The sequence below is a fragment of the Paenibacillus sp. 05T425 genome (genome assembly GCF_056396205.1).
The window spans coordinates 293,327-318,638 of sequence record NZ_JBFTLA010000004.1 but is presented as its reverse complement, the minus strand read 5'-3'; the positions used below and the strand labels follow the sequence as shown (position 1 = coordinate 318,638).

Sequence of the window (25,312 nt, the reverse complement as noted above, 5' to 3'; positions counted from 1 at the left end):
TTATTATGTGCACAAAAAGAGAAACTATGCTCTATCCCCCAAAAAAATATGATCAAAGTTTGTGAAGGAGAGAATAACGTCATGTCTAAGCAACTATCCTTGTTTTTCGCCGTCGTATCCGTCATATGGATGAGCGCAATGGCTATATCCATCAGTCATAGCGGCTGGCTAGTACTATTGTTCGGTCTGCTATGGCTGTTCACGACAGGTGCCGGTTTTATCGTTAAGGCGCGCATGCGCCGTAAGAAACAACAAGGCTGAACGCCATCTGGCGTCAGCCTTGTTGCTTCTTCCTATCGTTATCCGCTAGCCGCGCGGGCGAAGGAAGCCCATTAGATCCTTCGCATCTGCTAGCGTGCGGGAAGCTACTTCAGACGCACGCTCAGCACCTTGCTTCAAGATATTATGAATCTCGCCTGAATTGCGAATATCGTGATACTTGTTCTGCAACGGCTCAAGCACGGACACAACATGCTCGGCCAAATCCTTCTTGAACGGTCCATAGCCTTGCCCCTCGTAACGCGCTTCGATCTCTGCAATGCTCATGTTCGCGCAGTGCGAATAGATCCCAATCAGATTGCTGATCTCCGGCTTATTCGCCGGGTCATATTTCACTTCGCGACCGGAATCGGTTGTTGCTCGGCTAATTTTTTTGCGGATGACATCCGGAGGATCGAGCAACGCGATGAAGCTCGCCGGATTCGGATTGCTCTTGCTCATCTTCTTGCTTGCATCGTCAAGCGACATGATGCGCGCGCCTACCTTCGGAATATAAGGATCTGGAATCGTAAAGTACGAGCCGAAGCGCGTGTTGAAGCGATGCGCCAGATCTCTAGTCAATTCCAAATGCTGTTTCTGATCGTCGCCTACCGGCACAAGATCCGCGTTATACAGCAATATATCAGCAGCCATTAGCGTCGGATACACGAACAAGCCCGCTCCGACGGATTCTTTTCCTGACGACTTATCCTTGAATTGCGTCATACGCTCCAGCTCGCCCATATTGGCAAGCGTCGTGAACAACCATCCGAGCTCTGCATGCTCGCGCACATGAGATTGAACGAAGACCGTTGCCTTCGACGGGTCGATACCCGCAGCGATGAAGAGCGCCGCTACCGCTTCGGTCTGCTCTCTAAGATTAGCGGGATCCTGCGGCACGCTGATCGCATGCAAATCCACGATCATAAAGAAACATTCCTCGGAATGCTGGAGCTTCACGAAGTTTTGCAACGCTCCGATATAGTTTCCGAGTGTTAGCTGTCCGCTTGGCTGAATGCCGGATAGTACTTTTTTCAAATTCAACTCCACCTTTCTATGGCCATCATCTTTATCGATATAAGGGTTCGAAAAAACGCAAAAAAACCCTCGCCGCAAGGGACGAGAGATCGTGGTGCCACCCTAATTCGTCTGCGCCGCCCGTCACCCTAATGCAGGGGCGAATGCCGCACAAACCTTAACGCTCAGTAACGGTGAGCATCCGGATGAACATTTTCGGCAGAGCTGCAGCTACCGGTTCCGCACATCGGCTCCGGGTTCCATTCAGCTTCGAGGTTTGCACCGGTTCGCAGCTACCACCGGCTCTCTGCACGCAATTCGCCTCAAGCTTACTTGTTCCCATCATCGCATTTAAACTGATTATACTCGCGCTGACATGAATGTCAAGAAGCCATGCGCTCATACGCAAACGTTTGAAGCTGGCGGCAAGACGCCAACAAGAAATAAAGTTGTCCTATAGCCAAAATTGGGAGCATATGCTATATTAAGTCGTATAATCGTAATCATTACTATTAAAGGAGAGAGACGCACCGCATGCTTAAATGGATATTCCGTTTCGGAACGCCGCTTCTCGGTGTTGGCAGCCTGATTATGCTAACCCTGATCGTCACGAATCGCGAGCTGCCGACGGCCATCTTCACGGAAGCTAACTTCCAGTCGTTCAAAATATTGTTCATTAGCATCATATTGGAAGCTTTTCCGTTCATCCTGCTCGGCGTACTCTTCTCAGCGCTGCTGCAAGTATTCGTAACGGACGAGCTCATTCAGAAATGGACGCCAAAAAATCCGGTTGCCGGCGTGCTGTTCGGCGCATTGCTCGGCCTTCTGTTCCCATTGTGCGAATGCGGTATGATTCCCGTCGTCAGACGTCTGATCCGCAAAGGGATGCCCGCGTATATCGGTATCGTATACTTGCTCGCCGGCCCTATTGTGAACCCTATCGTATACACATCTACATACACCGCGTTCCGTACGACGCCGGAGATGGCTTTCGCCCGGATGGGACTAGCTTTCGCAGTATCTTTCATCATCGGGTTGCTGCTTTACAAGTTCATGAAGAGAAGCCCTCTTAAAGCAATGCCTCGGCAAAACCATGAGCATTCAAACACCCATGACCATGAACATCAACACGGCCATGCTCACCATCACCACCATAGCCACGAGCACGAGCATGGAATTGGCGGCAAAGGCTTCCGCTCCAGAATCTCATCCACGATGGCTCACGCATCCGACGAGTTTTTTGAGATGGGCAAATATTTAATATTCGGCGCATTGCTTACCGGAATCATCCAAACGGCTGTCGATCGCAGCACGCTTGCCGTATTCGCTGAGCAGCCCGTATTTTCATACGTGTTCATGATGGGCTTCGCTTTCATCTTATCGATATGCTCCACATCCGACGCTTTCATCGCTTCTTCCTTCAGCGGCATTTTTGATTTCGGCCCGTTGCTTGCCTTTCTCGTATTTGGTCCGATGATCGATTTGAAAAACACGCTTATGCTGCTGTCGACATTCCGCATTAGAATCGTGCTCGCTCTTATCGCATTAACAGCCTCGCTTACTTTCATAGGGGCTTGGTTAACGGAGGTATTCATATGATCCACCATTTACTGCGCGCAACTATACTAACCGGCTTTGCCTTTTTTATCGTTTATTTGTTCCAGACGGATGAGATGACGCTATATATCGCCCCCCGCATGGAACTGTACGTGAAGCTGTCGGCCATCGGCTTATATGCCGCAGCGATCTATCAAATATATGCTGCCCTTCAGAAGCGCATGGGCAAGCAGGAAGTCGACTGCGGCTGCGAGCATGACCATGAGCCTTCGCCTTCCATTGCCAAGAACACGCTCATTTACGGCTTATTTCTCCTGCCGCTCGCGCTCGGTTTTCTAGCACCGACCGGGACGCTTGGCAGCGCCCTCGCAGCTAAGAAAGGCGTCAGTTTATCGGGAAGCCCTTCGTTTGAACGGGCTGACCTGATAACTGCGCCTGTACCTGAGGTTGACCCTGCGCCAATATCGGAAGAAAAAATGCTCGATGCGCTATTCCCTTACGACGAATATACGATCGACCATGCGAATTATGGGAAGATCCTCTACTCCCTGCCTGCGATAGAAGTACCCGAGAAACAATTTATCGAGACGCTGACGACGCTTGATTTGTACCGGGAAGCTTTCTTAGGCAAGGAAGTCGTCCTTTCAGGCTTCGTTTACCGAGAAGATGAAATGGGCAAGGATCGAATCGCGGTCAGCCGCTTCGCCATGAATTGCTGCTCGGCCGATGCCTTGCCTTACGGGCTTATGATTGAATGGCCCAAAGCTAACGAGTATGCCTCAGACGAATGGGTATCCGTCAAAGGAACGCTTAAGACGACCAGCTACATGGATAATGAGATCATTACGCTTGAAGCTACGAAGATCGAGCGAATCGAAGCGCCGGCAACTCCATATGTGTATCCGGATCTGGAGTTTGCTTACTAGACCGCTTTTCGCTGGAAATAGGTCCAGCCTACCAGCCCGAATACGCAGAAACCGCCTACTATTACGATAAACAACGTTTCCATCGACATGTTAAAGGCGCCGAACCCGTAATCGTCGCGTGGCAGCATGGCCAGCATCGGCTGCGCCCACGGATAATAAGGTCCGTATTGCGATGAATTGACGATGAGAATGTTCGGCAGCGTCAATACGACATTAACCGCGAGCGGTGCAGCAAAGCTCTGGAACGCTATCGATACGAATAGCTGCAGCGCCGCGAGCGGCAGGCATGCGACCCAGCCGCCAAGCATCGATCCAAGCAGAATAGACCATGGAATATCGCCGCTGAATCCCTTCATGAAGCCGAGCAGCAGGATGAACAATAGCAATAGAAGCTGAGTTACGCCAACAAGCAGCATGACCATTCCCAGCTTGACGGCGTACACCCCCGTTCTCGATACCGGGAGCGACAGCATCTGCTTCCAGCCCCCGCCGACATGCTCATACCTGCACACGAGTGCGGCGAATATACCTACGAGCAGCGGCAGGAACAGCATGGCATGCAGCGCGGATGCTATCGACAACACCTCTACCCATGGAAATTGTACTCCCTTCTCCAAATCCACTATGCCGATAACTGCCACGAACAGCGGACTGACAGCTGCAAGCAGCCATACAACCGATCGTCTAAGCTTCATCCATTCCGACCGAATCATGCCGATCATCACCTCACATCCTTTCTAACGAACTGATACATGCCGAGGAGCAAGACGATGAGCCCTAGCGCCAAGCCCGCTCCTACCGAATACAGCGGCAGATCCCAAGCATTAATGAGGTACGGCCATTTCCATGGCATCCAATCGGGAAACTGGGACGCGAACATGCCCGCAATCATACCGATAATTCCGACGGTTAACGGCAATGCCTGGTTGTGTATAATAACCGATAGCCCTACTTGGAGAGCAACGAAAGGCATGATCGCAAGGAACGGGTAATATACGGTCGTCATCAGATCGACAATCGGCATTCCCTCTACGCCAAAACCGAGCAAAATGCCCAGAGCAACGGTGAACGGAACAAGCAGTGTGCTAGAGCATAACAGCAATATGGCCGTTACCGCGAATTTACCGAAGAAAATCCTCGCTTTGCCTACTGGAAGCGCCATTGTCTGCTTCCATGCATTCATCTGATGATCAATACCTGCCGTCATGGAGGCAAGAATCGTTAGTCCAATGAACAACGTAGGCAGCATGAGCATAGATACATTATGAATTAATCCGCCCCATAGATCTTCAGCATATATTTGGGTCAAATAATCGTAGCGGAGTCCGAAGTTGACCGCTTGCAGCGCAATTACACCGAACGGCCCTAATAAGACAAGCAGCCAGACGAGCTTCCTCTTCAGCTTGAGGAATTCGACAGACATAATGCGCAGCATCATAAGCTCCCCTCCACTCCTGTCATATCGAGGAAAATGCTCTCCAGCGATACTTTCTCTTCTTCCACGCGGAATACTTGGTGATGCCCGCCAACGAGTCTTGCTACGATTGCGGCTATTGCCGCATTATCCGTCTCCGCGACCGTAAGCTTGCCCTCGTCCAGCGAAGCACTAACCCCGCTTGCGCTTAGCAGCTCCCATGCGGCTTCCGGATCATTTACACCAAGACGGATATGTCCTTGCGCACGCTCGCGCAGCTTCTCAATCCGATCCTCGTAGATCAAGCTGCCCTTTGCAATAATGCCTACTCTTGTCGCCATCTGCTCAATCTCAGACAACAAGTGACTGGAAATTAGAATCGTAACCCCATGCGACTTCGGCAAGCTCTTAATCAACTCGCGAATTTCCAAGATGCCTGCTGGATCAAGACCGTTCGTCGGCTCATCGAGCACCAGCAGCTCAGGATTTCCTAGCAACGCCGTCGCAATACCAAGCCGTTGCTTCATTCCAAGCGAGTACCCTTTGACAGGGCGCTTCGCATCCTTCGTCAGCCGGACGATCGACAGCACCTCGTCAATCCGTGACTTAGGCGCATTTAGAAGTCGTCTTACCGCCTCCAAGTTCTCAATCGCATTCAGATGCCCGTAATACGACGGATATTCAACGAGCGATCCGACTTTGCGCAGGATTTCTAGACGATCCTTGCTTATGTCTTTGCCGAAAATGCGGACCTGTCCTCTAGTAGGCTTCGCCAATCCGAGCAACATGCGGATCGTCGTTGTTTTCCCTGCACCGTTCGGGCCGAGAAAGCCGTATATATCGCCGCGTTCAATTCTCAGATTAACGTCCTTAACGACGGGCTTTCCGCCTAATTTTTTCGTAAGCCCTCGTGTTTCCAATATCATTTCTTTATTCGTTGTCATTGCCTATCACCTCTGTAATCATCTTAAAGGCGTTAGGTTAAGACAACAGGAGCGGCAAGGTTAAGTTTTGTTTAAAAAAACAAGAAAAACCGTCAAGGAGAGTCCTCCTGACGGTTCGATACAGAACCAGCAATATGAATTATCGTTCCCTCGCTGCTGCTTGCGATCTCGCTGAACAGTCCCATCTCCTCCAGCATCAAGGAAGCGATCGCAAGACCGATGCCTGCGCCTCTCTCCTCAGACGTCTCATTCATTCCCGGACCATGATCCGCTATTGTCAAAATTCCGCCTTGCTCCTCGCTTAATCGAAGCGCAACATAACGCCCCGACTGCGCATGACGCAGCACGTTCTGAAAGTAGTTGTCGAGCACTCGCTCCATCCATTCGGGATCGATGTGCCAATACACAGGTACATCCGGCAGGTTGATATCGATGTCAAAGCCTTGCTGCTCGAACGCAGGATACCAGCCAGCAATCGATGCTCTCGCCATCCGGACTATATCAATCCGCTCCGGACGGTACGGATATTTACCTGACTCCAGCAGTGTGAAAGAAAGCAGATTCTCGATCAATTGGCTTACATATTCGATCTTCCGATCAATTAATTGCAGCGATTGCCGACCTACCTCGGACAGTGTCTCCTGCTTTAGGCCGAACGCATGCGCTCTTATCGCAGTAAGCGGCGTCCTTAGATCATGAGAAAGCCTTGCGATCAGCTCTCGCCTAAGTCCCTCCTCATTCGCCTCGCGCTCGCGGCTCGCCTCGAGCTTGCTCACCATCTCATTAAAGGCTACTTCCAACTGGCCGATTTCATCCGGCTTGTTCGTGGCGACAGGAGCCGGTATGCCGTTGTTCGCAGGAAGCGACATGGCCGCTTGCAGACGAACGAGCCTCTTGCGAATGCCGTTGAAAAAAAGGACTGAAATAAATAAAAAAACCGCTAGCACGATCGTTAAAACGATAAGGTACATCGGTAATATCGACTTGGAAGCACTGCCCGCGCCAGATTGCATGAGCACCCTAGGCACTTTGAATACTATAAATCCTTCCGAGCGTGTATCCCCGATAAAAGCTACAATCGTGAAATCCTCTCTGCCTACGCTATCTTTCATGAATTGAACGGTGTACGAAGCGCTCCACTGCGCAGGCAATCGTAATTGCTCGTTCACTGGGAGCTGTAGCTTCGTACGACCGCTGCCATCCACCCAAAATAAAGTCGATTCTGGATACTCCGCTTTCTTACGAATAAGCGCTGCATCAACTTGCTCTGGTGATTGTCCGCTCAGTCTTGCCGCTTCGTCATGCCACATCGTCTCCAATTGGTTTCCGTCGCGGTATAGTCTCGACTCCATCGTATCCGCAATCTTGCCTCCCCCTTGTAAGAAGACGATCACCGACACGACGGGCAGCGATATTGGAAGCAGCATCACCGCGCACAACACAATTAACATGTAACGCGAAAGCAGTGAACGCTTCAAGCCCATCTTCCGCGAATCGTTGCTCAGCCTGTTCATCGCTTCACCCGATAGCCGATCCCACGAATCGTCTCTATAATAAGCGGATTGCTTGGATCGAGCTCGATTTTCTCGCGAAGATACCGGATGTGAACCATAATCGTCTTGTCGCCATCTATATACGGATCTCCCCATACTGCCTCATATATTTGTTCCTTTGTAACAATGCGGTTCAAGTTGTCGAGAAAATAAAATAAAATTTGGAGCTGCTTCGGAGTCAGCGGTATTTCGTCCCCGGTTCGTCCATCGTACACGGCCTGCAGTTGCGGCTTAATAACCAAATGACCAATCGCCAGCTCAAGCTCGATCGGTTGACCGTATCTGCGCAGCAGTACATCCAGTCTTGCCGCAAGCTCATCGGGATGGAACGGCTTCGTCAAATAATCATCCGCGAAGCGAAGACCCTGCAGCTTATCGTCTACTGCTGTTCTTGCGGATAACATAAGGATCGGCACCTGCGGTGCTTCCTTCTTCAGCCGTTGCCCGATCGTGAAGCCGTCAAGGCCGGGCAGCATGACGTCCAGCACAACAATGTCGGCACTGCCAACACGATCCACAGCAGTATCGCCTGTAATCAGCCAATCTACCGAATATCCGCGCCGCTCCAAATCCTCCTTGACCCAAGCTCCGATTTCCTTGTCGTCTTCTATATAAAGCACCTGTTTCATTAACGGATATAACCTCGATTCCGAGCATGATTGTATTATCATAGTCCAAGGCTTCCCCTAAAGTGAAGTTAAATTTCGTTTAAAAAATAAGGGGCCGCCTGCGTGTGAGCAGACAGCCGAATTCGCCATTATTGCCATTCTCGCAGATCATGCTGCTTAGGAACGAAGCGGGTATTCCAATTGGCCATATTGTAATTAGACTCGTAGAGGATACTTGCAGACCAGGAACCGGCGCTAGGCCGAACAGAAAAGTCATACATGATCTCGCCATGCGTCCAATCTCTGCGAAACTTAAGCGCCTCAATCGCCATTTTACGAAATTCTTGCACCTGTAATAACGTGAGTCCTTGCCCTTGGCTTTCGAACTTGCCGTTCCTGCTTTCGATCGGGTGATGCCTGAGACCAAACTTGCCAACTGCATTATTACGAATATGAATCATTACCGTTCCTGCTGCAGCGTTCGTGAGCTCCCCCTCTAGTTTACGAAATACAAAATCGATTTGACGGGCGAGTGGCATAGAATCCAATTCCATACAAACATTCCTCCTTATTAATTATTGTAAAATTTTATATGTATAGATCTCAAGGCATATTATATATGCGCATTGTCCCTATTACAAGATAAAATTTGATAAAATATTACTATTTATGATTCAATTCGACTATTGATCGCAGATCTAAAAGAAGTATTCATTTTCTGATTTAAACAAAAAGTATTTTTTCCCATTAAAGGCATTTTAAAGATAGTTCGATTATCCTGATTTAGATCATAAGTAATTATTGATTACACTTGTCTAATTCTCTTTAAATGGTATCATTTTCTAATTTTTCATTCACCGAAAATAGGTTTAGTATTTTCCGAACAACATTTTGCGCTTATTACAATGGGTAAAAAGGATTCATTTCGTAATCGACAATTATAGACCTTATTCGATAGCGGTGCTATAATATGGATAATCTATTAAAAGGAGCGCTTACATTATGAGCCAATGGTACTATTCGTTATCCGTACGAAATAAACTTTTGATTACGGTTTACTTCAATTTATTGATCTTTGCTATTGCAATGCTGCTTATATTGCAGTTTTCCGGCGGATCGTTAATTGGAGGTATCATCGCTACCATTGTTGTAGCCATAGTTGCGTTCCCTCTCATTTCATTTATCGAGAAGGCGATCAACCATTCCTTCGATGAGATGTCAAACACGGCGTTCCGAATTTCCAAAGGCGATTTTACGCAAAAAATTGATATGACCTCTTCCGTTGCACTGGGCGAGCTGGGACATGCTTTTAACAGTATGATCGACAAGCTGAAGGACATATTGACCGAGACATCCAATATTACCCGTCATGTATCCGAAACAAGCAGAAGCATCTTCGATAAGAACAGCAACATTAAGATCGCGATGGAGCAGGTCGCTGCCTCTGCCAATGAGCTTGCAACCGGGGCAAATGAAATATCCGAGGATGTCGCCGATATGAGCGATTCCATTCACGAAATTGAAATGCGCGTTACATCGTACGCAAGCGCTACGAAAGAAATGAACAATCGGTCCGAGCACACGCTTCAGCTCGTCGAGAAAGGCCGACAAGCGCTTGAAGTACAGTCCGACGGGATGCGCCGCAACGTAGAGGCTACAGCTAAAGTGTCGATGACAATCGAAGAGCTTGCCCGCAAAGCTCAGGGCATATCGGCTATTACGAAGACGATCTCCGACCTGGCTGAGCAGACCAACCTGCTGTCGCTTAACGCTTCCATCGAAGCTGCTAGAGCGGGAGAGCATGGCAGAGGTTTCGCTATTGTAGCGCAGGAGGTGCGCAAGTTAGCCGAAGAGTCGACGTCTTCTACCAAGCAAGTATTCACGCTCGTGAAGAGCATCGATGAAGGCATTAAACATACGATCAGCAATATGAAGGTTAATGAAGAGGTTGTACATATGCAGACTGAGCGTATTCGCGAATCGGAGCTTGTATTTGCCGAAATCGTTCAAAGCGTTCAATTCATTACCGAGCAGATCTACGCATTCGCGCAAGAAAGCGATTCGATGCTTGAGAGCGCTCGCAAAATCGCAGGAGCCATTCAGAATATTTCGGCAATCACCCAGCAATCGGCTGCCGGCACCGAGCAAGTATCCGCTTCGATGAACGAGCAAATTACTTCGGTACAAACCGTCGTTACGGAAACAGAGCGTATGTTAACGATGGCTACCCAGCTTCAACGGACGATCCAAGTATTCAAAGTGAAATAAACAGTCATTCATTAGGAAAAGCCCCTCAGAGAGACCGGTGTGAAGTGCCGGGCCTCTGAGGGGCTTTTTCTCCTATATTCTATAATTGCGCTTGATTCTCCATACGATACGCTTCTCGTCGGCTCTCCCGCTCGCTTTCCTTCAGGCGCGGGCATGTAAAGCAATAATAGCCGCTGTCGACCAAGTAATACAAACAGCAAGAGGACTTCATACGCATTTGCTTGTTCGGATCCTGAAGCGATTCCGTCATGTGAAACTTAACGGCTAACGGATTTTTGTTTCTTCCGAACAACGCCGGATCAAGCTCCTTGACCAGCTTGTAATTGGCCTCCGCCTTTTGCTTAACAGAATCGCATTGGGCGGACGCCATCAATCGATCATAGCCATAGGCAAGGGAGGTAGGCAATTGCCCCCATAACATCGCGCTCTTAAGCGTTCCAGCCCGTTCAATCGACTCGTAGATCGGTCTCACCGTATGAGCGAAGTAATCGCCCAGCTTCTTCGCCTTCCAAAGCTCGACCTCTCCCTCATCATCTGGTCCGTTGACCCAATCTGTATGATTAAGCTTCAATGCGCAGCTAACATATTTGCGATCTTGATAAGTTGCTTCATGTACTTGGAACTGAATATTTTCAAGCGATAGATCGAGCGTTTTGTTCCATGCCGACAGCATATACAGCATACCAAGCATCGGACCTCTGAACCAGCCTGCCATATACACCTCGGCTACCGAAATATCGGTGCCTTTCACTAATGGCATATATGAATTAAGAACTTGCTTCATTATATTCTCATTCAACAAATCAGTTGCCGCGCAACTAAATAGGATGCTCTCTTTGTCGTGAACAGCTAAGTTAAACTCATCATCCAACAAAGCTGCTATCGCCTCATCCATATTCAAATCCATCCCCTCCTACAACCGCAAACGGCTTCCGCCGTCTATTGACGGCTGCACTATGAATGCACATGATAATCGTTTTCATTATATCGTCTCTTCCTCGGATTGACAATGCGCATGAAAAGATGACGGTCGGGAACACTAGCCGCATTGCCTGTTCCACAATAATCGATCGGAGATTGAAGCTGAATGCGCACACAACGACTCTCTATGGCAATGAAATCGGCCGTACTGCTCCTTATTTGCTTAATGCTGCATGCCGGAATTGGCACTTCATCGTCTAGAACATCCTTTGTGTATGCTTCCCTTAAACCGAAACAGGCCGCGAAACAACAGCGTAAAGACGACATGTCATGGGTGAAGCTGCAAAAACAATTTCCCGACAATTACGTGCTTAACGGACCTCGCAATTCGAGGAAGGTTGCTCTTACTTTTGATGATGCGCCTGATCCGAGATATACGCCGGCCATCCTTGATATTTTGGCCCAATATGACGTATGCGCAACGTTTTTTATTGTTGGCAACCGTGCGCAGAAGCATCCGCAGCTTGTTCAGCGCATTCAACGTGAAGGCCATACGATTGGCAATCATTCTTACGATCACGCTGTTATGTCTAAACTATCGCTTAGCGGCTATCGCAAGCAAATATGGAGTACTGACGCAATCCTCAAGAACATTATAGGTTATTCACCGCGTTATGTACGCCCTCCGTACGGGGAGCTGTTGCCGCAGCAGGTGAGATGGAGCAAGCTAGCGGGTTATACAATCGTGAATTGGGATGTCGATTCCGTTGATTGGAAGAACAGTCCAAGCTCAGCCGTGCTTCGCAACATCAAGAAGACGCTCCAGCCAGGCTCGATCATTCTCCAGCATGCAGGCGGCGGTGATGGACAAGACCTCTCAGGGACGGTTAAGGCATTGCCGCAGCTCATCCTCCTATTAAGGAACAAGGGCTACGAGCTGGTCACCTTGCCAGAGCTGCTCGGCAAGTCGGCCGATCGGCCTATACAATGAAAGAAGGCAGACCCCATGACTTATGAAGGGTCTGCCTTAATTTCATTATTCCAAAATATAAATTTTCACTTGCTGAATGCCGAACTTCATCGCTTTGCTCTGACTGTCAGGAACAAAAATGTCGATTCGATTGCCTTTGATCGAGCCGCCGATATCGGTTGCCGTTGCGATCATACCGCCTTGCGGCAATCCATTGTAGTCATAGCCGGTCACATAAAGTTTCGTTCCAAGCGGAATCATCTTCGGGTCTACAGCAATCGTACCTACCTTCAGGCTATTGCCGAAGTAATCGAGCCCAGCCCAGCCGCCGTTCTCGGAAGCAGCCGCCGTATAGGCTGTCGCTTTCACTAGAAGCGACTGGGAATAAGCATACGATTTGCCGCTTAGCGCCGTTACCTTAGAAGCTGTTGTATCGGATGCCTCATTCGCAGCCATAGCTGTAACCTTGTTCGCTGCAGTGTTGCCCGTGGCCGGAATAGTCAACCTAAGGCCTTTATATATATTGTCCGGTTTCACGTTGGGATTAGCTTTCATGATCGAATCAATGGAAACGTCGTATTTCTGAGATAGCTTCCAGAAGGTCGTGCTCTCACCTGCGATATGAGTCCTAGAGGCAGCGTTAACAGAGCTCGATGCAAATAGTACCGATAATCCAACGACTGCTGCGGCGATCATAGTTTTGTTCAAGTCGATATCCTCCTTACGCAAATCGATGCGCTAAGTATTGTTGTCGTTCTCATCAGTATGTGCTTTCATTTCCTTGAAAAAAAGAAACGACAGGGGCGAATGCGCCCCTGTCGTCAATCTCGGGCATTCCAACTGCTTAATGCTTAGCCGATGAACATTTGAACCCATTCGCCGTTCACATAACCAACGCCGATTTTGGTAAAGCTTCCGTTCAAGATGTTGGCACGGTGGCCTGAGCTATTCATCCATGCTGTCATAACCTCTTGCGGAGTACGTTGACCCGAAGCGATATTCTCGCCTGCATAGGAATAAGTGACTCCGAATTGGCGCATCATATCGAATGGCGAACCGTAAGTCGGTGAAGTATGGCTAAAGTAGTTGTTCACGTCCATATCGCGAGCTTTCTCCGTAGCTACCTTCGTCAGCAACGTATCAACCTTAAGAGCGGAAAGGCCTGCTTTAGCGCGCTCTTGGTTCACTAGATCAACGACTTGGGATTGGAAAGCGCTAAGACCAGTGCTAGGCGCTGTCGAAGGTGCTGGTGTCGTTGTCGGCTTTGTTGTTGGCTTTGCAGTAGGAGCTGGCGTCGCAACCGGCTTTGTTGTTGGCTTCGTTGTCGGAGCTGGCGTTACCACCGGCTTCGTTGTTGGAGCTGGAGTTGGGTTAGTCACATTACCCGTTCCTGTATTGCCGCCTGTCGAAGGCAATGTAATGGTGCATCCGTTAAACAGGATCTTACCCAAATCGATGTTGCTAAGGTCAATTCCGTATTTGTTCGCGATTTGGTTAATCGCGTCTTGATTAAATGCGAAAGTATGAACGTTGGAGTTCGTCTTCACTACAGGTGCGGCACCTGCCGTTTGAGCCGAAACACCCGCACCGATCATCGTTGCTGCGATAATGCTGGCGACACCTACACGTATTGGTTGCATCTTCATGAAATTTTCCTCCTAAAAAGATATTATTATTTATACAAAACGTCTTGCGACTGTCATTCCAATGAGACAGTGCTTGTTTTGTATGCGTTCGGTCATCCCCGACGCCACTTATCTTAACATGGGGTTTTTGGCGATTCATGACACAAAAACTGCCAATTCGGACAAAATAACGGTCAAATCCGCACTGTCACTGCTTTATGAGAATCTGCTAATTTGCGATTCTAGCCTTTTTTCATGCGAAAAAAGCCTTAAGGAACAACAAAAAAGCATACATACGGACCTAACCGCATGTATGCCTTCTACTGTCTCTACTTAATCGATTCCAAGCTTGATATTGCCCGTTTCCGACTCCGCTTCGATCTTGATTGCGCCGCTTCCAAGCTTGCCGCTATACGCATGCTCGGTATGCATTGAGGCTTCAATGCCTTTCCAATCGATGTCCCGATTGCCATGCGCATGCTTCAAAACAATTTCCGCCGATTCCGGCTGTTTCTCGACTTCTAAACGGATATTGCCATGGTTTGTTGTTAAAGAGACGTTATCTTTCAATTCATCCGCATTAAAGCGAATATTGCTGCTCTTCGTGCTTCCTTGGACAGCGCCTACTCCATCTTCGATCGTAATATTGCCATGATCGGAATGTACCTTTAATTGTCCGACACTGTATGTTTCGAGCTTAATATTGCCGCTGCTGCTCTGCAGCTCCACATTGTCGCCGGTTACGTTCTCCAGATCCATATTGCCATGACTCGCCGTCAGCTTCACAATGCCGGCTTGCAGCTCCTCAGTATCGATATTTCCGCTTCCCAACGTAATAACAGCTTCCTTGGCCGTTAAATGCTCGATATCGATATTGCTATGCTTTGAATCTAATTCAATGCTATCCCATAGCCGATCAGGCAGCTCGATAACGAGGTCAACATCAACATAATTGAAGCCTACAAAAAAGATATCCTTATAGTCTGCATGGATCTTGGCTGTATCGCCTTCAGCTTCCGCTGTTAGTTCGAACCGATCCACATATTTTTTGCTTGCGCGGCCATCGATACTTACTTTGATATCGCTTGTCGCGCTCCGCTTTATCTCGATATTCACACTGTCTGAATCCACTTTAATGTTATGGATATCTTTCGCATCAATCGTTTTCTCCACTAGAACGGCTTCCGTTCCGAACGTCTTCAAATCCTGCATATTAAAGGTCATAAAGACGCCGATAATTCCAGCAATCAGCATAATGACGGCAAACGTCGCTAGCTTCTTCATTTCGAATTCCCCCTAACGACACGCGTGTTGAACTTCAAATATTTCAAAGTCATAATATAGAAAAGGCTCGTTAGTTTCTTTAGCCCGATCCCAAGCAAAATGGATACCGAGAAGCATATTAACGCCAACGACAGAGCTTGCGGCTTCGTGAAGGTCTCGACCCAGAAGCTGTCCGCGATGGTTGCAAAGCCCACAAAGGCGATTGACAGCGCCACAGCCCACAGGGATAGCAATACGGCTGCTAATGCCACATAAGGTCCGATGATAAAGATCAAATTGAATAGTCCGAGACTAACGGTTGCGAACACGGCGCGCGAAAGTCCTCTATAGGTTTTGCTCGTCTCGGCTTGCTCTACGCGATAACCGAGCAGCAGCTCTCCGGCGATATGTCTTGGGTCACCCAGCTCAAGAGCGGCTTCTTCCTCGCTCTGGCCGTTCTGCGCAGCCTGCTCGAAGTGCAAATAATAATCGTAGAGCCATTCCTTACGCTGCTCTTCGGACACATTCCTGAGCAGCCTGTTCAGCTCGTTCATATAAGACTGTTTTGTCATCATGGCCTCAATCCATCCTCTACTATTTCATTGACTGCTTTCGTAAACGAATTCCATTCTGAGATCAGCATTCGCATGTGACTCCAGCCTTCGGGCGTCAAATGATAATATTTGCGCGGCGGTCCTTCGGTCGATTCCTTCAAATAAGTGGAGAAGAACCCCTCTTGCGTAAGCCGGTTAAGCAGGGGATAGACACTGCCCACTGCGAGCTCGAACTTCTCAGATATCATGACGGCAAGCTCATAGCCGTAGCGATCACCTCTTGTCGTTAGGACGAGAACACATATTTCGAGAACGCCTTTTTTAAACTGAATGTTCATTCCGTATCCTCCAATTGCGTAATGCACGTACTTAATATTGTTAGGTATTCATTAATGTAGAATAGCTTATCGCAAGCACGCGTCTTTTCGATCAGTCTTCAGTAACTATACAATACCATGTAGTATTCTACAATGCAATATAGTGATTACAAAAAAATACCACCATCAAGGGCCGAAGCCGCTTGACGGTGGTATTCCTGTTCAACGGTGATTAGTTAACGCTAACGAACTTGCCTGTAGCTTGCGATTCGAATGCGCACAAGATCACTTTAAGCGACGCGCGTCCGTCTTCGCCAGTTACCGCTGGAGTCGTGTTGTTCACAATGCTCTCGATGAATGCATCGATTACACCGCTCGATTCTTGCTTATCGTTGGTCGAGATAGCGCCTACTTTGTGTTTCTCAACCGTACCGTTGCGCAGCTCAACGATAACTTGATCGTCTGGATGCGTTCCGATCTTCATAACGCCGTTCTCGCACCATAGAATCGTGCTGTTGTCTTCGCCTTTGTAGTACGTCCAGCTTGCAACAAGCGTACCCATCGTGCCGCTCTTCATACGAATCAAGCAAGCCGCGTTGTCGTCTACATCCGTATCTTTGTGCTGTGTGCCAACGAAAGCTGCGATCTCGGAAACTTCGTCGTTCAGCATCCAACGGATAAGGTCGGACTTGTGTACGCCAAGGTCGCCCATTGCGCCCATGATTGCTTCAGGCTTGCGGAAGAACCAGCTGCTAGCGCCGTCGATCGACCAGTTGTCTGGACCCGGGTGTCCGAAGGACGTACGGAACGTAAGCACTTTGCCGAGTATGCCGGATTCAAGGATTTGCTTCGCCTTCACGTGCGGAGGCATGAAACGTTGGTTTTGGCCAACCATCAGATGTACGTTGTTTTTCTTAGCCGCTTCGATCATTGCAGCAGCCTCTTCGTCTGTTACAGCCATTGGCTTCTCAACAAGAACGTGAACGCCAGCGTTAGCTGCAGTAATGGACATAGGTGCGTGAAGCGCGTTCGGCGTATTTACGCTTACTGCGTCAGGCTTCACTTCAGCAAGCATTTGCTCATAATCAGCAAAAGCTTTGGCGCCGAATTGATCTGCATAGTGCTGAGCGCGTTCGATGATTGGATCAACGAAAGCAACAAGCTCAACGTTCGCATGAGACGCATATTCCGGGATATGACGGTATTTCGAGATGGAACCACAACCAATGACTGCTACACGAACTTTGGACATTTAGTTTCCCCTGCCTATCTTATAAGTTAAGTTAGCGAAATATCGCTTATTTCAAATAATTGCTTTTCAACCATTCCATGCTTTCGCCAACGGATTCAAGCGGCGGATTCGCGCAAGTATCTTGCTCTACGATCAACCATTCCACGTTAGCTTTCTCAGCTGCATCAATAATCGGAAGAAGCGGCAAGTCTCCGCGGCCAAGCTCAACCGTATCGATTTGCTGGCCTTTCTCGCCGCCGCGGTAATCCTTCAGGTGAAGAAGCGGCAGACGTCCTGCGTATTTAGCGATATAAGCAAGCGGATCTACGCCGGAATATTGTACCCAGCCGATATCCATCTCTACTTTCAAATATTTCGGATCGATACGCTCGTACAAAGCGTCGAATACGATTTGGCCGTCAATCTCCACTTCGAATTCGAAATCATGGTTATGGTAAGCGAAATCAATGCCTTCAGCTTGGAAACGTTTACCGTATTGCTCAAAATTCACAAGATGAGTACGCCATGCTTCCGTATCGCGTGCGTCAACTGGCAACCAAGGGCAGATTGCATACTTCGCGCCAATCGTTTTCAAATAAGCAATTTCACCATCAAGATTTCCTTCAAGCAGGTGCAGGCCGATATGCGAGCCGATTGCTTTCAGGTTAAGCTCTTGCAACAAGTCGCGCAGCGCTTCTGCTTCCATGCCGCCGTAACCTGCGAATTCTACACCCTCGTAACCAAGTGCGGCTACCTTGCGAAGTGTGCCTTCAAAATCTTCAGCCAATACATCGCGCAGCGTATACAGCTGCAAACCGATACTGAGTCGTGTCATGCGAGTAGCACTCCTTTATATAATCATATTGTGTTCATGGATAAGCTCATTGCTGTACGTTTTCCATTATATATAGTACCCCATTATAAAAACAGCTATCTTATTAGCATTTTTATATGCGATTTTGGTAAATGCATGTTCCAAAATGAAAGGCCCCCTAACAGCAGCCGCTGCAACGGCCATCGTTAGGGGGGGCATACCGCGGTTAGACGGCGATTATACGATTATTGGATCGTGATGACGAACGATGCTTCTGCCGCTCCAGCAGCGAAGCGTGCGACTGTGCCGTCGACTTCAGCCGATGCGCCTTCAACGGAGGCAATTGCGCCAATGCCTTTGAGCGATACCGAGAACGGCTTGCCGCTCGACTTCACCTTGAAGGAAATGGAGTTGCCGCTTCTTACGGCAGAGATCGTCAGCTCAGACACGCCTTTCAGATCACGTACAATCGTCTCAGCAGTACGGCCATCCTCCAGGTTATGCAATTGAAGCTCAACGCCGTCAGCATAATCGTAGTCCGGACGAAGATCGTTCGCGCCAAGCGCAAGGAACGAGTTCGGACGTACAAACAGTGGCAGGCTGAAGAAGTCGTACGTTTCTTTGAACCATTTGCCGCCGCAGGCAATGTCGCCGGTCAGGAAATGCGTCCATTTGCCCGCTGGCAAATAATAGGTCACTTTGCCTGCTTCATTGAAGATCGGTGCAACGAGCAGCGAATCACCCAGCATGTATTGGCGATCAAGCTGTTCGCTTGTTGGGTCTTCTGGGAATTCGAGCACCATTGCGCGCATCGATGGAACGCCTTGTTCAGTCGCTTGTACAGCTGTGTTGAACAAATACGGCATGATACGGCTCTTTAGCTTCGTGAAGTGGCGAGTAACATCAACCGCTTCCGTATCATATGCCCAAGGCACCCGGTACGATTTGCTTCCGTGCAGACGGCTATGGCTCGACAGCAAGCCGAATGCCAACCAGCGCTTGAATACATGTGCCGGAGCCGTGCTCTCGAAGCCGCCGATGTCATGACTCCAGAAGCCGAAGCCGGACAAGCCTAACGACAACCCGCCGCGGAGACTTTCCGCCATCGACTCGTAATCCGCGTAGCAGTCGCCGCCCCAGTGAACCGGGAACTTCTGTCCGCCAGCCGTTGCGGAACGCGCGAACAACGCTGCTTCGTTTTTGCCAAGCTTCTCTTCTAGAACGTCGAACACGACTTTATTGTACTGGTACGTGTAGAAGTTGTGCATTTTGATTGGATCAGAACCGTCATGGTACACGACATCAGTCGGGATACGCTCGCCGAAGTCCGTCTTGAAGCTGTCGACGCCCATATCGACCAAATCACGAAGGTAACCTGCATACCATTCGCAAGCAGCCGGATTCGTGAAGTCGACAAGCGCCATGCCTGGCTGCCATAGATCCCATTGCCATACGTCGCCGTTTGGCTTTTTAACTAGATAGCCGTTTTGCTTGCCTTCTTCGAACAGACGGGAGCGCTGCGCAATGTAAGGATTGATCCAAACGCAAATTTTAAGACCTTTTTCTTTCAGGCGCGCAAGCATGCCGACCGGGTCCGGGAATTGACGCTCATCCCATTTGAAATCCGTCCAATGGAACTCGCGCATCCAGAAGCAGTCGAAGTGGAATACGTGAAGCGGAAGATCGCGCTCAGCCATGCCGTCAACGAATGAGTTAACCGTTGCTTCGTCGTAGTTCGTCGTGAACGACGTCGTCAGCCATAGTCCGAACGTCCATGCCGGCGGCAGCGCAGGCTTGCCCGTCAGATCGGTGTACTTGCCGAGAACTTCCTTCATGCTAGGACCGTCGATGACGAAATACTCAAGCGACTCGCCCGCCACGCTGAATTGAACCTTCTTTACTTTCTCCGAAGCAACCTCGAACGATACAAGCTCCGGATGGTTGACGAATACGCCATAACCTTTGTTCGTTATATAGAAAGGAATGTTTTTGTACGATTGCTCGGAGCTTGTACCGCCATCCTTGTTCCATAAATCGACGACTTGGCCGTTTCTAACAAACGGCGTGAAGCGTTCTCCTAGGCCGTATACCCATTCGCCTACTCCAAGATCAAGCTCTTCGCGCATGAACGCGCCATTGTTTTTCTCCGTAATGTAAGCCATTGATTTTTGCGCGCTGCCCGTAATACGTTCCGAGCCGCGGTAGAAATCGACTGCCCATTCCGGACCTTTGCGTATGCGAACGCTCAGGCTTCCGCTCGTCAATACGGCCTCGTTCTCGTTTTCCTCAATAACCGCATGGCTGCCGTCCGACTTCGATAGCTCGAAAGCAGGTCCGCGATCTACGACACCCGCGTGGTGAATGAGCTTTACGCCGATGACGCCGGGAAGCGGAGAATGAAACTGAACCGTTAGCAGCATCGTATCAAGCATATTGGAGCGTGTTAAGATCGGACGCGGCGATGCGTATGCGATCAGCTTGCCGTCCTGTTGTTCAAAGTCATGCACTTGGACTGCGCCAAGCACATCATAGCCTTCTCGAATCAGCCAGTTGCCGTCAGTAAATTTCATGATCGAACCAACCTTTCTTCATTCATCTATTGGTATAGTGTTGCATTCTTGTATAGTTGCATTATACTGATAATATTAAGAACGAACTAACAGAATAATGCTCATCTATAGCACTATTTTGATGAAATACACGCCATTCATGCAGCCAGAGGCACAAAGGAGACTGGAATGGATCAAACAACACGTCATTCCTTGAAAGAGGACCGGCTTCACGGCAACAATATGTTCCCTTTGGCCGCCTATTGGATCGAGAGGGATGAACCAGGCGCTCCAATTCTTGACTGCCATTGGCATGCGGAGGCTGAATTTTTCTTTGTGCTGGAGGGCGAGGTGCTGTTCCAGGTTGATACCGACTATTTTCCTGTCCGCGCGGGCGAAGCGGTGTTCATCGATGGCGGAGACATTCATGCCGGCCATTCACTGAATGACTCAACCTGCAAATATTGTGCGATCGTATTCGACACCCATATGCTTGCGAGCGGCAGCTTCGACGCTGTTCAAGAGAAATATGTGACACCTCTGCTGGAGAAGAAACGTACTTTCCCTAGACATATTACATCGGCGACCGAATGGGAGCGCTCGTTGCTCTCTCATCTGCGTGGCATGATGGAGGCGTACGATAATGGGCAGAACGGGTTCGAAATCGCGATCAAAGGACGGCTTTATCTCATGCTTCATGAAATATGCTCCGGGAAGCGCTTCGTTAATCGCACCGAAACGAGCAATGCCGATTCTACGAAGATTGACCGTTTGAAGACTGTCATCCTTTATATGCAGCACAATTTTCATCGTCCGATTCGAATTGCCGAGCTCGCCGACCAGATCCCAATGAGCGAAGGCCAATTTTGCCGCTTCTTCAAGACGATGACGAGACAGACACCGATTGAATATTTGAATGCCTATCGCATACGGCAAGCAACGGAGCTGCTGCTGGATCCGGAACGCAAAATAGCGGCGATTGCGTTCGATGTCGGCTTTGAGCATATTAGCTACTTCGTTAAAGTATTTCGCAAAACGATGAAGTGTACACCTTCGCAATTCCGCAAAGAGCGCACAGGAAGCGATTCCTAACGATTCATAGCGGCTTAAGCCGTTCTAAACGGTTCAAAACCGTAGAAGTTACAATATTGTAACCTTATGCTCATTCTTTTTTAAGAATTATTTAATAATTATGCGTTACACTTATGAAAAATTGCAGATCAGGATGGAGGTCCACGCAATGAAAACGATGCTTTTATTCCAAAACAAAACGATTCCCGTATATTTAACCGATACAAATAAACAAGCAATTGAGAAACTGTCCGCGGTATTGAACCGCAAGCTGACTACCGGCAAGAACGCCCTTAAGACATGTATCAAATCCTTAATCAGCGTTGAAATCGTCGGCAGCGAGGCCACTCTTCATTCGTTGTCTGAACGGGATACGCTAACCATTTCCTTATATTAATGAAGCAAACTTAAGCTGTAATCTTGAAGGCAGACATTCGGGCGCCAAGCCCGGTGCCTGTCTTTCTTGACGTTCAATCAACCTTGAAGTTGATTAATTAACTTTGAAGTTATATGATTATGGAAAATAATCGGAATAGAGGATTTAACGATGATAATCGAGGTAAACAGCCGCAATCTGGCTTTTCTTGAATGCTTCGCCTCCGAGACGAGGGTGAAAATAATTGAATTGCTTAACGAGCGGCCGATGAACATTAAAGATATAGCAGAAGCGCTTCGAATTTCATCGGCGATCGTAACGAAGCATATTCAGAAGCTGGAGGAAGTCTCGATCGTGAGAACGGAGAGCATACCAAGTACGCGAGGCCGGCAAAAGGTATGCTTCCTCGCGCTGGAGTCGGCAACGCTTCAATTCAAAGCTCGCAAAGAGACTTCCAATCAGAATAGATATGTCGTCAACATACCGATCGGACAATATTCGCAATATGAGGTTAAGCCAACCTGCGGTTTAGCTTCAGACTCCAAAATAATCGGACTCATCGACGATCCTCGCTACTTCTCCGACCCTGAGCATGTGCAGGCAAGTCATCTGTGGTTCGCCAGCGGTTTCATTGAATATCGAATACCTAATTATTTGGTCGGCAAGCAGACTGCTAAAAACATGTCCATCTCCATGGAAATCTGTTCGGAGGCTCCGAGTTATAATGAACACTGGCCTTCAGACCTGTATTTTTACTTGAACGATATATGTCTTGGCGTATGGACCTGCCCAGGCGACTTCGGAGCAGTAAGAGGTGTTCATACACCGGAGTGGTGGGATTTGGGGACGCAGCATGGCCTGCTCAAACAAATAACCGTCGATGAGAAAGGCAGCTTCATCGACGGCATATGTATGTCTTCTATAACGATTAACGATATCCCAATGGAATTCGGCGAAGACTTCCGATTCCGTATCAGCGCACCGGAAACAGCCGGCCACAATGGCGGACTCAGCATGTTCGGCAAACATTTCGGCAATTACGCGCAAGATATTAATGTCTACGTAGGCTATTAGCCGTAAAAATTACTTTGCGGACTCGGTTTGCTGCTGCTGATCGTTTGGACGCTGTCTTCCTCCGCCGCCTCCGAAGCCGCCACCGCCGGCTCTAAGCGTGATCGATTCCGCTTCCATCGTGTCGTCCTTCAGGTTAATGGACAAGATGTCGTCTGCTTTCAGATCAGCAAGCGCTACCTCCTTCTCGACCATCTCGTTGTTCTCGAATGTTACCGATACGATCTTCGTGGCATCCGTTACTTGAACCGCCATAGTCTCTTCGCTGAACATATTGTCCATATTCATCCGACCGCCTCCATCCTGCGGAGCTTCGCCGTCTGCAGGCGGCTCAGGCATATCCTCGCCTTCAGGAGGCTGACCAGTGCCGTCTCCTTGACCGTGGCCACCACCGAAAGTCATATTCGATTTGTACACGGTTATCGTCTGACCTTCAATGGATTTCACTTTGCCCATAAGATCGGCTTGCATGCCCATTCCCATCTGACCTCCGCCGCCAGCGCCGCCTTGCTGCGCTCCGCCTTGTGTCTGAACCTGATCCGGCTGCTCCGCAGCAGCATCTTCCTTCGTTCCGCAGCCTGTAAGAACGACCGCTAAAGCAAGTGCCCCCACTGCCCATTTCCAACTCTTGTTCATCCTACTATTCCACTCCTTCTGCCTGTTCCTGTGACGGCATTGTAGCATAGCATTATGAACCAAAGATGAACAAGCAGTAACTACTTTGCTTATCTTCTTAACGCAGCGGCAGACTTCCGCTTCGCTCGCGGTTGCCCCATAAGAACAGCATCGTACCTACCCATCCGCAGCATGATGCGGCGATTAGCAAAGACGACATGGATAAGCTGCTCGAAAGTGTTGTACTCAAGAGCGGACCAAGCGTCCCTCTGAATCCGAACAACATTAGATGAATGCCGAATACTTTCGCTTCTTTGCCAGGCGCGAGCTTAAGCACGAAGGAAAGAATGCCAATATCCCATATGGCCTCACCAATACCTTGAATGAAATTGCCGATAAGGACAGCGGGGTAAGCTTCCCAGACACCATACAGCATCGGCACGATAGCATACGCTCCGATACCGACCATCAGTGTATATTTGATATCGAAGCGGTCGATCATCCAACCTGCAATCCAGAAAGTCAGGAGCAGCGCCGTGAAGTATGCGACGCGGGCATAACCGATCTGAATATTAGACATCTCCAGCACATCGACTTGAATGATTTGGTATAGCGGACCTGCGAGCATATTGCCGAAGCCAGACAACGTTGTCGCACCAAGGAAGACGGCTAGCTTGCGATTTTCCTTCACGAGCTCCCATTGTTCCCGGAGTGGAAACCTGCTTGGTTTCTTTCCGTATTCAATCTGCTGCTTCGGCTTGTTGCTCTCTCCCGCTCCATTCTTAGGAAGCTTTAGCGTATTGAACACTCCGATCGAGATAAACCCGGCAATCGATGCCGCGATAAGCGGACCCGAAGGACCGAATGCATCCGACCAGCTTCCAACAAGGTAAGCTAGCGGAATCATGATGATGCCCATAACTACTCGGACATACCCCATCAACCTGCCGCGCAGATCGGACGGGTACATTCGAGAAAGGAGCGAAGCATAAGCCGGGGCTTGAATGCCCATCAATAATTGGAACACTATGGCGACGATCACATACACCGAAGGGTCGGCGAACAAGGCCGGAAGCAATAACAACAATCTGCCAATGGCATTCGGTATAATAACGAACGGTTTCGGATTGTTCGCCTTCTCAATCCATGTTGCCCACATTGGCGAGAACAGCAGCCCAATCGCAGGCGCTGCGCTCAGCAAACCGACTTGCAAATGACTTGCCCCCTGCTGAATCGCAAAGGCGACATAAAATTGATTAATAACAACATTGAATAAACTGAACAAACTCGTCGCCCCAAAATCAATCCGGGCATTGCGCCATACTCTAGCACTCATCGGCAAGCCTAAGCGGACGATACGGCGGTTGCTGTTACCTGAGGGTTCCATGTG

26 protein-coding genes and 1 other annotated feature are annotated in these 25,312 nt (G+C 49.0%); of the genes, 8 read left to right on the top strand and 18 right to left on the bottom strand.

What is annotated here, in order from left to right; translation table 11 throughout:
* Positions 1–81: 81 nt before the first annotated feature.
* A complete protein-coding gene (locus tag AC1DF0_RS10490) occupies positions 82–261 on the top strand; it encodes a DUF5325 family protein (RefSeq protein WP_442051500.1) in 180 nt (59 codons plus the stop codon).
* 45 nt (positions 262–306) lie between these two features.
* Here the strand turns inward: AC1DF0_RS10490 and trpS are convergent, their stop codons facing one another.
* On the bottom strand, positions 307–1,296 hold the full coding sequence (gene trpS, locus AC1DF0_RS10485; RefSeq protein ID WP_442051499.1) for a tryptophan--tRNA ligase: 990 nt from the start codon (positions 1,294–1,296) through the stop codon (positions 307–309).
* A gap of 74 nt (positions 1,297–1,370) precedes the next feature.
* Positions 1,371–1,630 (bottom strand) — a binding site (T-box leader).
* A 179-nt stretch (positions 1,631–1,809) separates the two neighbouring features.
* Here trpS and AC1DF0_RS10480 point away from each other — a divergent pair.
* Complete coding sequence (locus AC1DF0_RS10480) at positions 1,810–2,874, top strand: permease (RefSeq protein WP_442051498.1); 1,065 nt, start codon at positions 1,810–1,812, stop codon at positions 2,872–2,874.
* Entirely contained in the window at positions 2,871–3,758 is an 888-nt protein-coding gene (locus AC1DF0_RS10475) for a TIGR03943 family putative permease subunit (RefSeq protein WP_442051497.1), read from the top strand. The genes AC1DF0_RS10480 and AC1DF0_RS10475 overlap by 4 nt, the downstream gene beginning before the upstream one ends.
* Here the strand turns inward: AC1DF0_RS10475 and AC1DF0_RS10470 are convergent.
* From AC1DF0_RS10470 to AC1DF0_RS10445, 6 genes are all read right to left on the bottom strand, one after another.
* A complete protein-coding gene (locus AC1DF0_RS10470) occupies positions 3,755–4,480 on the bottom strand; it encodes an ABC transporter permease (protein WP_477573893.1) in 726 nt (241 codons plus the stop codon). The two genes, AC1DF0_RS10475 and AC1DF0_RS10470, sit on opposite strands and share 4 nt — an antisense overlap.
* The gene (locus tag AC1DF0_RS10465; protein ID WP_477573892.1) at positions 4,480–5,196 is read right to left on the bottom strand and encodes an ABC transporter permease; all 717 of its coding nucleotides are present in this window, start codon (positions 5,194–5,196) and stop codon (positions 4,480–4,482) included. The genes AC1DF0_RS10470 and AC1DF0_RS10465 overlap by 1 nt, the downstream gene beginning before the upstream one ends.
* On the bottom strand, positions 5,193–6,116 hold the full coding sequence (locus AC1DF0_RS10460; protein ID WP_442051494.1) for an ABC transporter ATP-binding protein: 924 nt from the start codon (positions 6,114–6,116) through the stop codon (positions 5,193–5,195). Before AC1DF0_RS10460 ends, AC1DF0_RS10465 begins: the two co-directional genes overlap by 4 nt.
* 92 nt (positions 6,117–6,208) lie before the next feature.
* Positions 6,209–7,630 carry a HAMP domain-containing sensor histidine kinase gene (locus tag AC1DF0_RS10455; RefSeq protein WP_477573891.1) on the bottom strand — a complete coding sequence of 474 codons (1,422 nt, stop codon included), beginning with the start codon at positions 7,628–7,630 and terminating at the stop codon, positions 6,209–6,211.
* Positions 7,627–8,298 carry a response regulator transcription factor gene (locus AC1DF0_RS10450; protein WP_442051492.1) on the bottom strand — a complete coding sequence of 224 codons (672 nt, stop codon included), beginning with the start codon at positions 8,296–8,298 and terminating at the stop codon, positions 7,627–7,629. Before AC1DF0_RS10450 ends, AC1DF0_RS10455 begins: the two co-directional genes overlap by 4 nt.
* A 128-nt stretch (positions 8,299–8,426) precedes the next feature.
* Positions 8,427–8,831: an O-methyltransferase gene (locus AC1DF0_RS10445; protein ID WP_337098136.1), complete on the bottom strand. Its 405-nt coding sequence runs from the start codon at positions 8,829–8,831 to the stop codon at positions 8,427–8,429.
* A 448-nt stretch (positions 8,832–9,279) separates the two neighbouring features.
* Between AC1DF0_RS10445 and AC1DF0_RS10440 the strand changes: the two genes are divergently transcribed.
* Complete coding sequence (locus AC1DF0_RS10440) at positions 9,280–10,545, top strand: methyl-accepting chemotaxis protein (RefSeq protein WP_477573890.1); 1,266 nt, start codon at positions 9,280–9,282, stop codon at positions 10,543–10,545.
* Between the two features lie 79 nt (positions 10,546–10,624).
* Here AC1DF0_RS10440 and AC1DF0_RS10435 read toward each other — a convergent pair whose 3' ends face one another.
* Complete coding sequence (locus tag AC1DF0_RS10435; RefSeq protein WP_442052342.1) at positions 10,625–11,440, bottom strand: (2Fe-2S)-binding protein; 816 nt, start codon at positions 11,438–11,440, stop codon at positions 10,625–10,627.
* A 192-nt stretch (positions 11,441–11,632) separates the two neighbouring features.
* Here AC1DF0_RS10435 and AC1DF0_RS10430 point away from each other — a divergent pair, with 192 nt between their 5' ends.
* On the top strand, positions 11,633–12,457 hold the full coding sequence (locus tag AC1DF0_RS10430; RefSeq protein ID WP_477573889.1) for a polysaccharide deacetylase family protein: 825 nt from the start codon (positions 11,633–11,635) through the stop codon (positions 12,455–12,457).
* A 45-nt stretch (positions 12,458–12,502) separates the two neighbouring features.
* Here AC1DF0_RS10430 and AC1DF0_RS10425 read toward each other — a convergent pair whose 3' ends face one another.
* The 8 genes from AC1DF0_RS10425 to yicI form a co-directional block, all read right to left on the bottom strand.
* Positions 12,503–13,144, bottom strand: coding sequence for a 3D domain-containing protein (locus AC1DF0_RS10425; protein ID WP_442052339.1), 642 nt, complete (start codon positions 13,142–13,144; stop codon positions 12,503–12,505).
* Between the two features lie 143 nt (positions 13,145–13,287).
* On the bottom strand, positions 13,288–14,082 hold the full coding sequence (locus AC1DF0_RS10420) for a CAP domain-containing protein (protein WP_442052338.1): 795 nt from the start codon (positions 14,080–14,082) through the stop codon (positions 13,288–13,290).
* Between the two features lie 312 nt (positions 14,083–14,394).
* Complete coding sequence (locus AC1DF0_RS10415) at positions 14,395–15,345, bottom strand: DUF4097 family beta strand repeat-containing protein (protein ID WP_442052337.1); 951 nt, start codon at positions 15,343–15,345, stop codon at positions 14,395–14,397.
* Positions 15,342–15,899 (bottom strand): HAAS signaling domain-containing protein, encoded by a 558-nt coding sequence (locus tag AC1DF0_RS10410; RefSeq protein WP_477573888.1) that lies wholly within the window; start codon positions 15,897–15,899, stop codon positions 15,342–15,344. Before AC1DF0_RS10410 ends, AC1DF0_RS10415 begins: the two co-directional genes overlap by 4 nt.
* Positions 15,896–16,216, bottom strand: coding sequence for a PadR family transcriptional regulator (locus tag AC1DF0_RS10405; RefSeq protein WP_337098143.1), 321 nt, complete (start codon positions 16,214–16,216; stop codon positions 15,896–15,898). Before AC1DF0_RS10405 ends, AC1DF0_RS10410 begins: the two co-directional genes overlap by 4 nt.
* A 211-nt stretch (positions 16,217–16,427) precedes the next feature.
* Positions 16,428–17,447 carry a Gfo/Idh/MocA family protein gene (locus AC1DF0_RS10400; RefSeq protein ID WP_442052335.1) on the bottom strand — a complete coding sequence of 340 codons (1,020 nt, stop codon included), beginning with the start codon at positions 17,445–17,447 and terminating at the stop codon, positions 16,428–16,430.
* Positions 17,448–17,493: 46 nt separating this feature from the next.
* On the bottom strand, positions 17,494–18,261 hold the full coding sequence (locus tag AC1DF0_RS10395) for a sugar phosphate isomerase/epimerase family protein (protein ID WP_442052334.1): 768 nt from the start codon (positions 18,259–18,261) through the stop codon (positions 17,494–17,496).
* A 224-nt stretch (positions 18,262–18,485) separates the two neighbouring features.
* Entirely contained in the window at positions 18,486–20,810 is a 2,325-nt protein-coding gene (gene yicI / locus AC1DF0_RS10390) for an alpha-xylosidase (protein WP_477573887.1), read from the bottom strand.
* A 168-nt stretch (positions 20,811–20,978) separates the two neighbouring features.
* Here yicI and AC1DF0_RS10385 point away from each other — a divergent pair, with 168 nt between their 5' ends.
* From AC1DF0_RS10385 to AC1DF0_RS10375, 3 genes are all read left to right on the top strand, one after another.
* Complete coding sequence (locus tag AC1DF0_RS10385) at positions 20,979–21,881, top strand: AraC family transcriptional regulator (RefSeq protein ID WP_477573886.1); 903 nt, start codon at positions 20,979–20,981, stop codon at positions 21,879–21,881.
* Between the two features lie 148 nt (positions 21,882–22,029).
* Positions 22,030–22,257 (top strand): 3-dehydroquinate dehydratase, encoded by a 228-nt coding sequence (locus AC1DF0_RS10380; RefSeq protein WP_307206793.1) that lies wholly within the window; start codon positions 22,030–22,032, stop codon positions 22,255–22,257.
* 150 nt (positions 22,258–22,407) lie between these two features.
* Positions 22,408–23,310 (top strand): ArsR/SmtB family transcription factor, encoded by a 903-nt coding sequence (locus AC1DF0_RS10375; protein WP_442052330.1) that lies wholly within the window; start codon positions 22,408–22,410, stop codon positions 23,308–23,310.
* Between the two features lie 9 nt (positions 23,311–23,319).
* Here AC1DF0_RS10375 and AC1DF0_RS10370 read toward each other — a convergent pair whose 3' ends face one another.
* Both AC1DF0_RS10370 and AC1DF0_RS10365 read right to left on the bottom strand, forming a co-directional pair.
* Positions 23,320–23,943 (bottom strand): hypothetical protein, encoded by a 624-nt coding sequence (locus tag AC1DF0_RS10370; protein ID WP_477573885.1) that lies wholly within the window; start codon positions 23,941–23,943, stop codon positions 23,320–23,322.
* Between the two features lie 97 nt (positions 23,944–24,040).
* Complete coding sequence (locus AC1DF0_RS10365; RefSeq protein ID WP_477573884.1) at positions 24,041–25,309, bottom strand: MFS transporter; 1,269 nt, start codon at positions 25,307–25,309, stop codon at positions 24,041–24,043.
* Between the last annotated feature and the right edge of the window lie 3 nt (positions 25,310–25,312).

Coding starts and splice junctions, on each gene's coding strand:
- AC1DF0_RS10490 (WP_442051500.1), top strand. CDS start 82: ATGTCTAAGCAACTATCCTTGTTTTTCGCCGTCGTATCCGTCATATGG.
- AC1DF0_RS10480 (WP_442051498.1), top strand. CDS start 1,810: ATGCTTAAATGGATATTCCGTTTCGGAACGCCGCTTCTCGGTGTTGGC.
- AC1DF0_RS10475 (WP_442051497.1), top strand. CDS start 2,871: ATGATCCACCATTTACTGCGCGCAACTATACTAACCGGCTTTGCCTTT.
- AC1DF0_RS10470 (WP_477573893.1), bottom strand. CDS start 4,480: ATGATCGGCATGATTCGGTCGGAATGGATGAAGCTTAGACGATCGGTT.
- AC1DF0_RS10465 (WP_477573892.1), bottom strand. CDS start 5,196: ATGATGCTGCGCATTATGTCTGTCGAATTCCTCAAGCTGAAGAGGAAG.
- AC1DF0_RS10460 (WP_442051494.1), bottom strand. CDS start 6,116: ATGACAACGAATAAAGAAATGATATTGGAAACACGAGGGCTTACGAAA.
- AC1DF0_RS10455 (WP_477573891.1), bottom strand. CDS start 7,630: ATGAACAGGCTGAGCAACGATTCGCGGAAGATGGGCTTGAAGCGTTCA.
- AC1DF0_RS10450 (WP_442051492.1), bottom strand. CDS start 8,298: ATGAAACAGGTGCTTTATATAGAAGACGACAAGGAAATCGGAGCTTGG.
- AC1DF0_RS10445 (WP_337098136.1), bottom strand. CDS start 8,831: ATGGAATTGGATTCTATGCCACTCGCCCGTCAAATCGATTTTGTATTT.
- AC1DF0_RS10440 (WP_477573890.1), top strand. CDS start 9,280: ATGAGCCAATGGTACTATTCGTTATCCGTACGAAATAAACTTTTGATT.
- AC1DF0_RS10435 (WP_442052342.1), bottom strand. CDS start 11,440: ATGGATGAGGCGATAGCAGCTTTGTTGGATGATGAGTTTAACTTAGCT.
- AC1DF0_RS10430 (WP_477573889.1), top strand. CDS start 11,633: ATGCGCACACAACGACTCTCTATGGCAATGAAATCGGCCGTACTGCTC.
- AC1DF0_RS10420 (WP_442052338.1), bottom strand. CDS start 14,082: ATGAAGATGCAACCAATACGTGTAGGTGTCGCCAGCATTATCGCAGCA.
- AC1DF0_RS10415 (WP_442052337.1), bottom strand. CDS start 15,345: ATGAAGAAGCTAGCGACGTTTGCCGTCATTATGCTGATTGCTGGAATT.
- AC1DF0_RS10410 (WP_477573888.1), bottom strand. CDS start 15,899: ATGATGACAAAACAGTCTTATATGAACGAGCTGAACAGGCTGCTCAGG.
- AC1DF0_RS10405 (WP_337098143.1), bottom strand. CDS start 16,216: ATGAACATTCAGTTTAAAAAAGGCGTTCTCGAAATATGTGTTCTCGTC.
- AC1DF0_RS10400 (WP_442052335.1), bottom strand. CDS start 17,447: ATGTCCAAAGTTCGTGTAGCAGTCATTGGTTGTGGTTCCATCTCGAAA.
- AC1DF0_RS10395 (WP_442052334.1), bottom strand. CDS start 18,261: ATGACACGACTCAGTATCGGTTTGCAGCTGTATACGCTGCGCGATGTA.
- yicI (WP_477573887.1), bottom strand. CDS start 20,810: ATGAAATTTACTGACGGCAACTGGCTGATTCGAGAAGGCTATGATGTG.
- AC1DF0_RS10385 (WP_477573886.1), top strand. CDS start 20,979: ATGGATCAAACAACACGTCATTCCTTGAAAGAGGACCGGCTTCACGGC.
- AC1DF0_RS10380 (WP_307206793.1), top strand. CDS start 22,030: ATGAAAACGATGCTTTTATTCCAAAACAAAACGATTCCCGTATATTTA.
- AC1DF0_RS10375 (WP_442052330.1), top strand. CDS start 22,408: ATGATAATCGAGGTAAACAGCCGCAATCTGGCTTTTCTTGAATGCTTC.
- AC1DF0_RS10370 (WP_477573885.1), bottom strand. CDS start 23,943: ATGAACAAGAGTTGGAAATGGGCAGTGGGGGCACTTGCTTTAGCGGTC.
- AC1DF0_RS10365 (WP_477573884.1), bottom strand. CDS start 25,309: ATGGAACCCTCAGGTAACAGCAACCGCCGTATCGTCCGCTTAGGCTTG.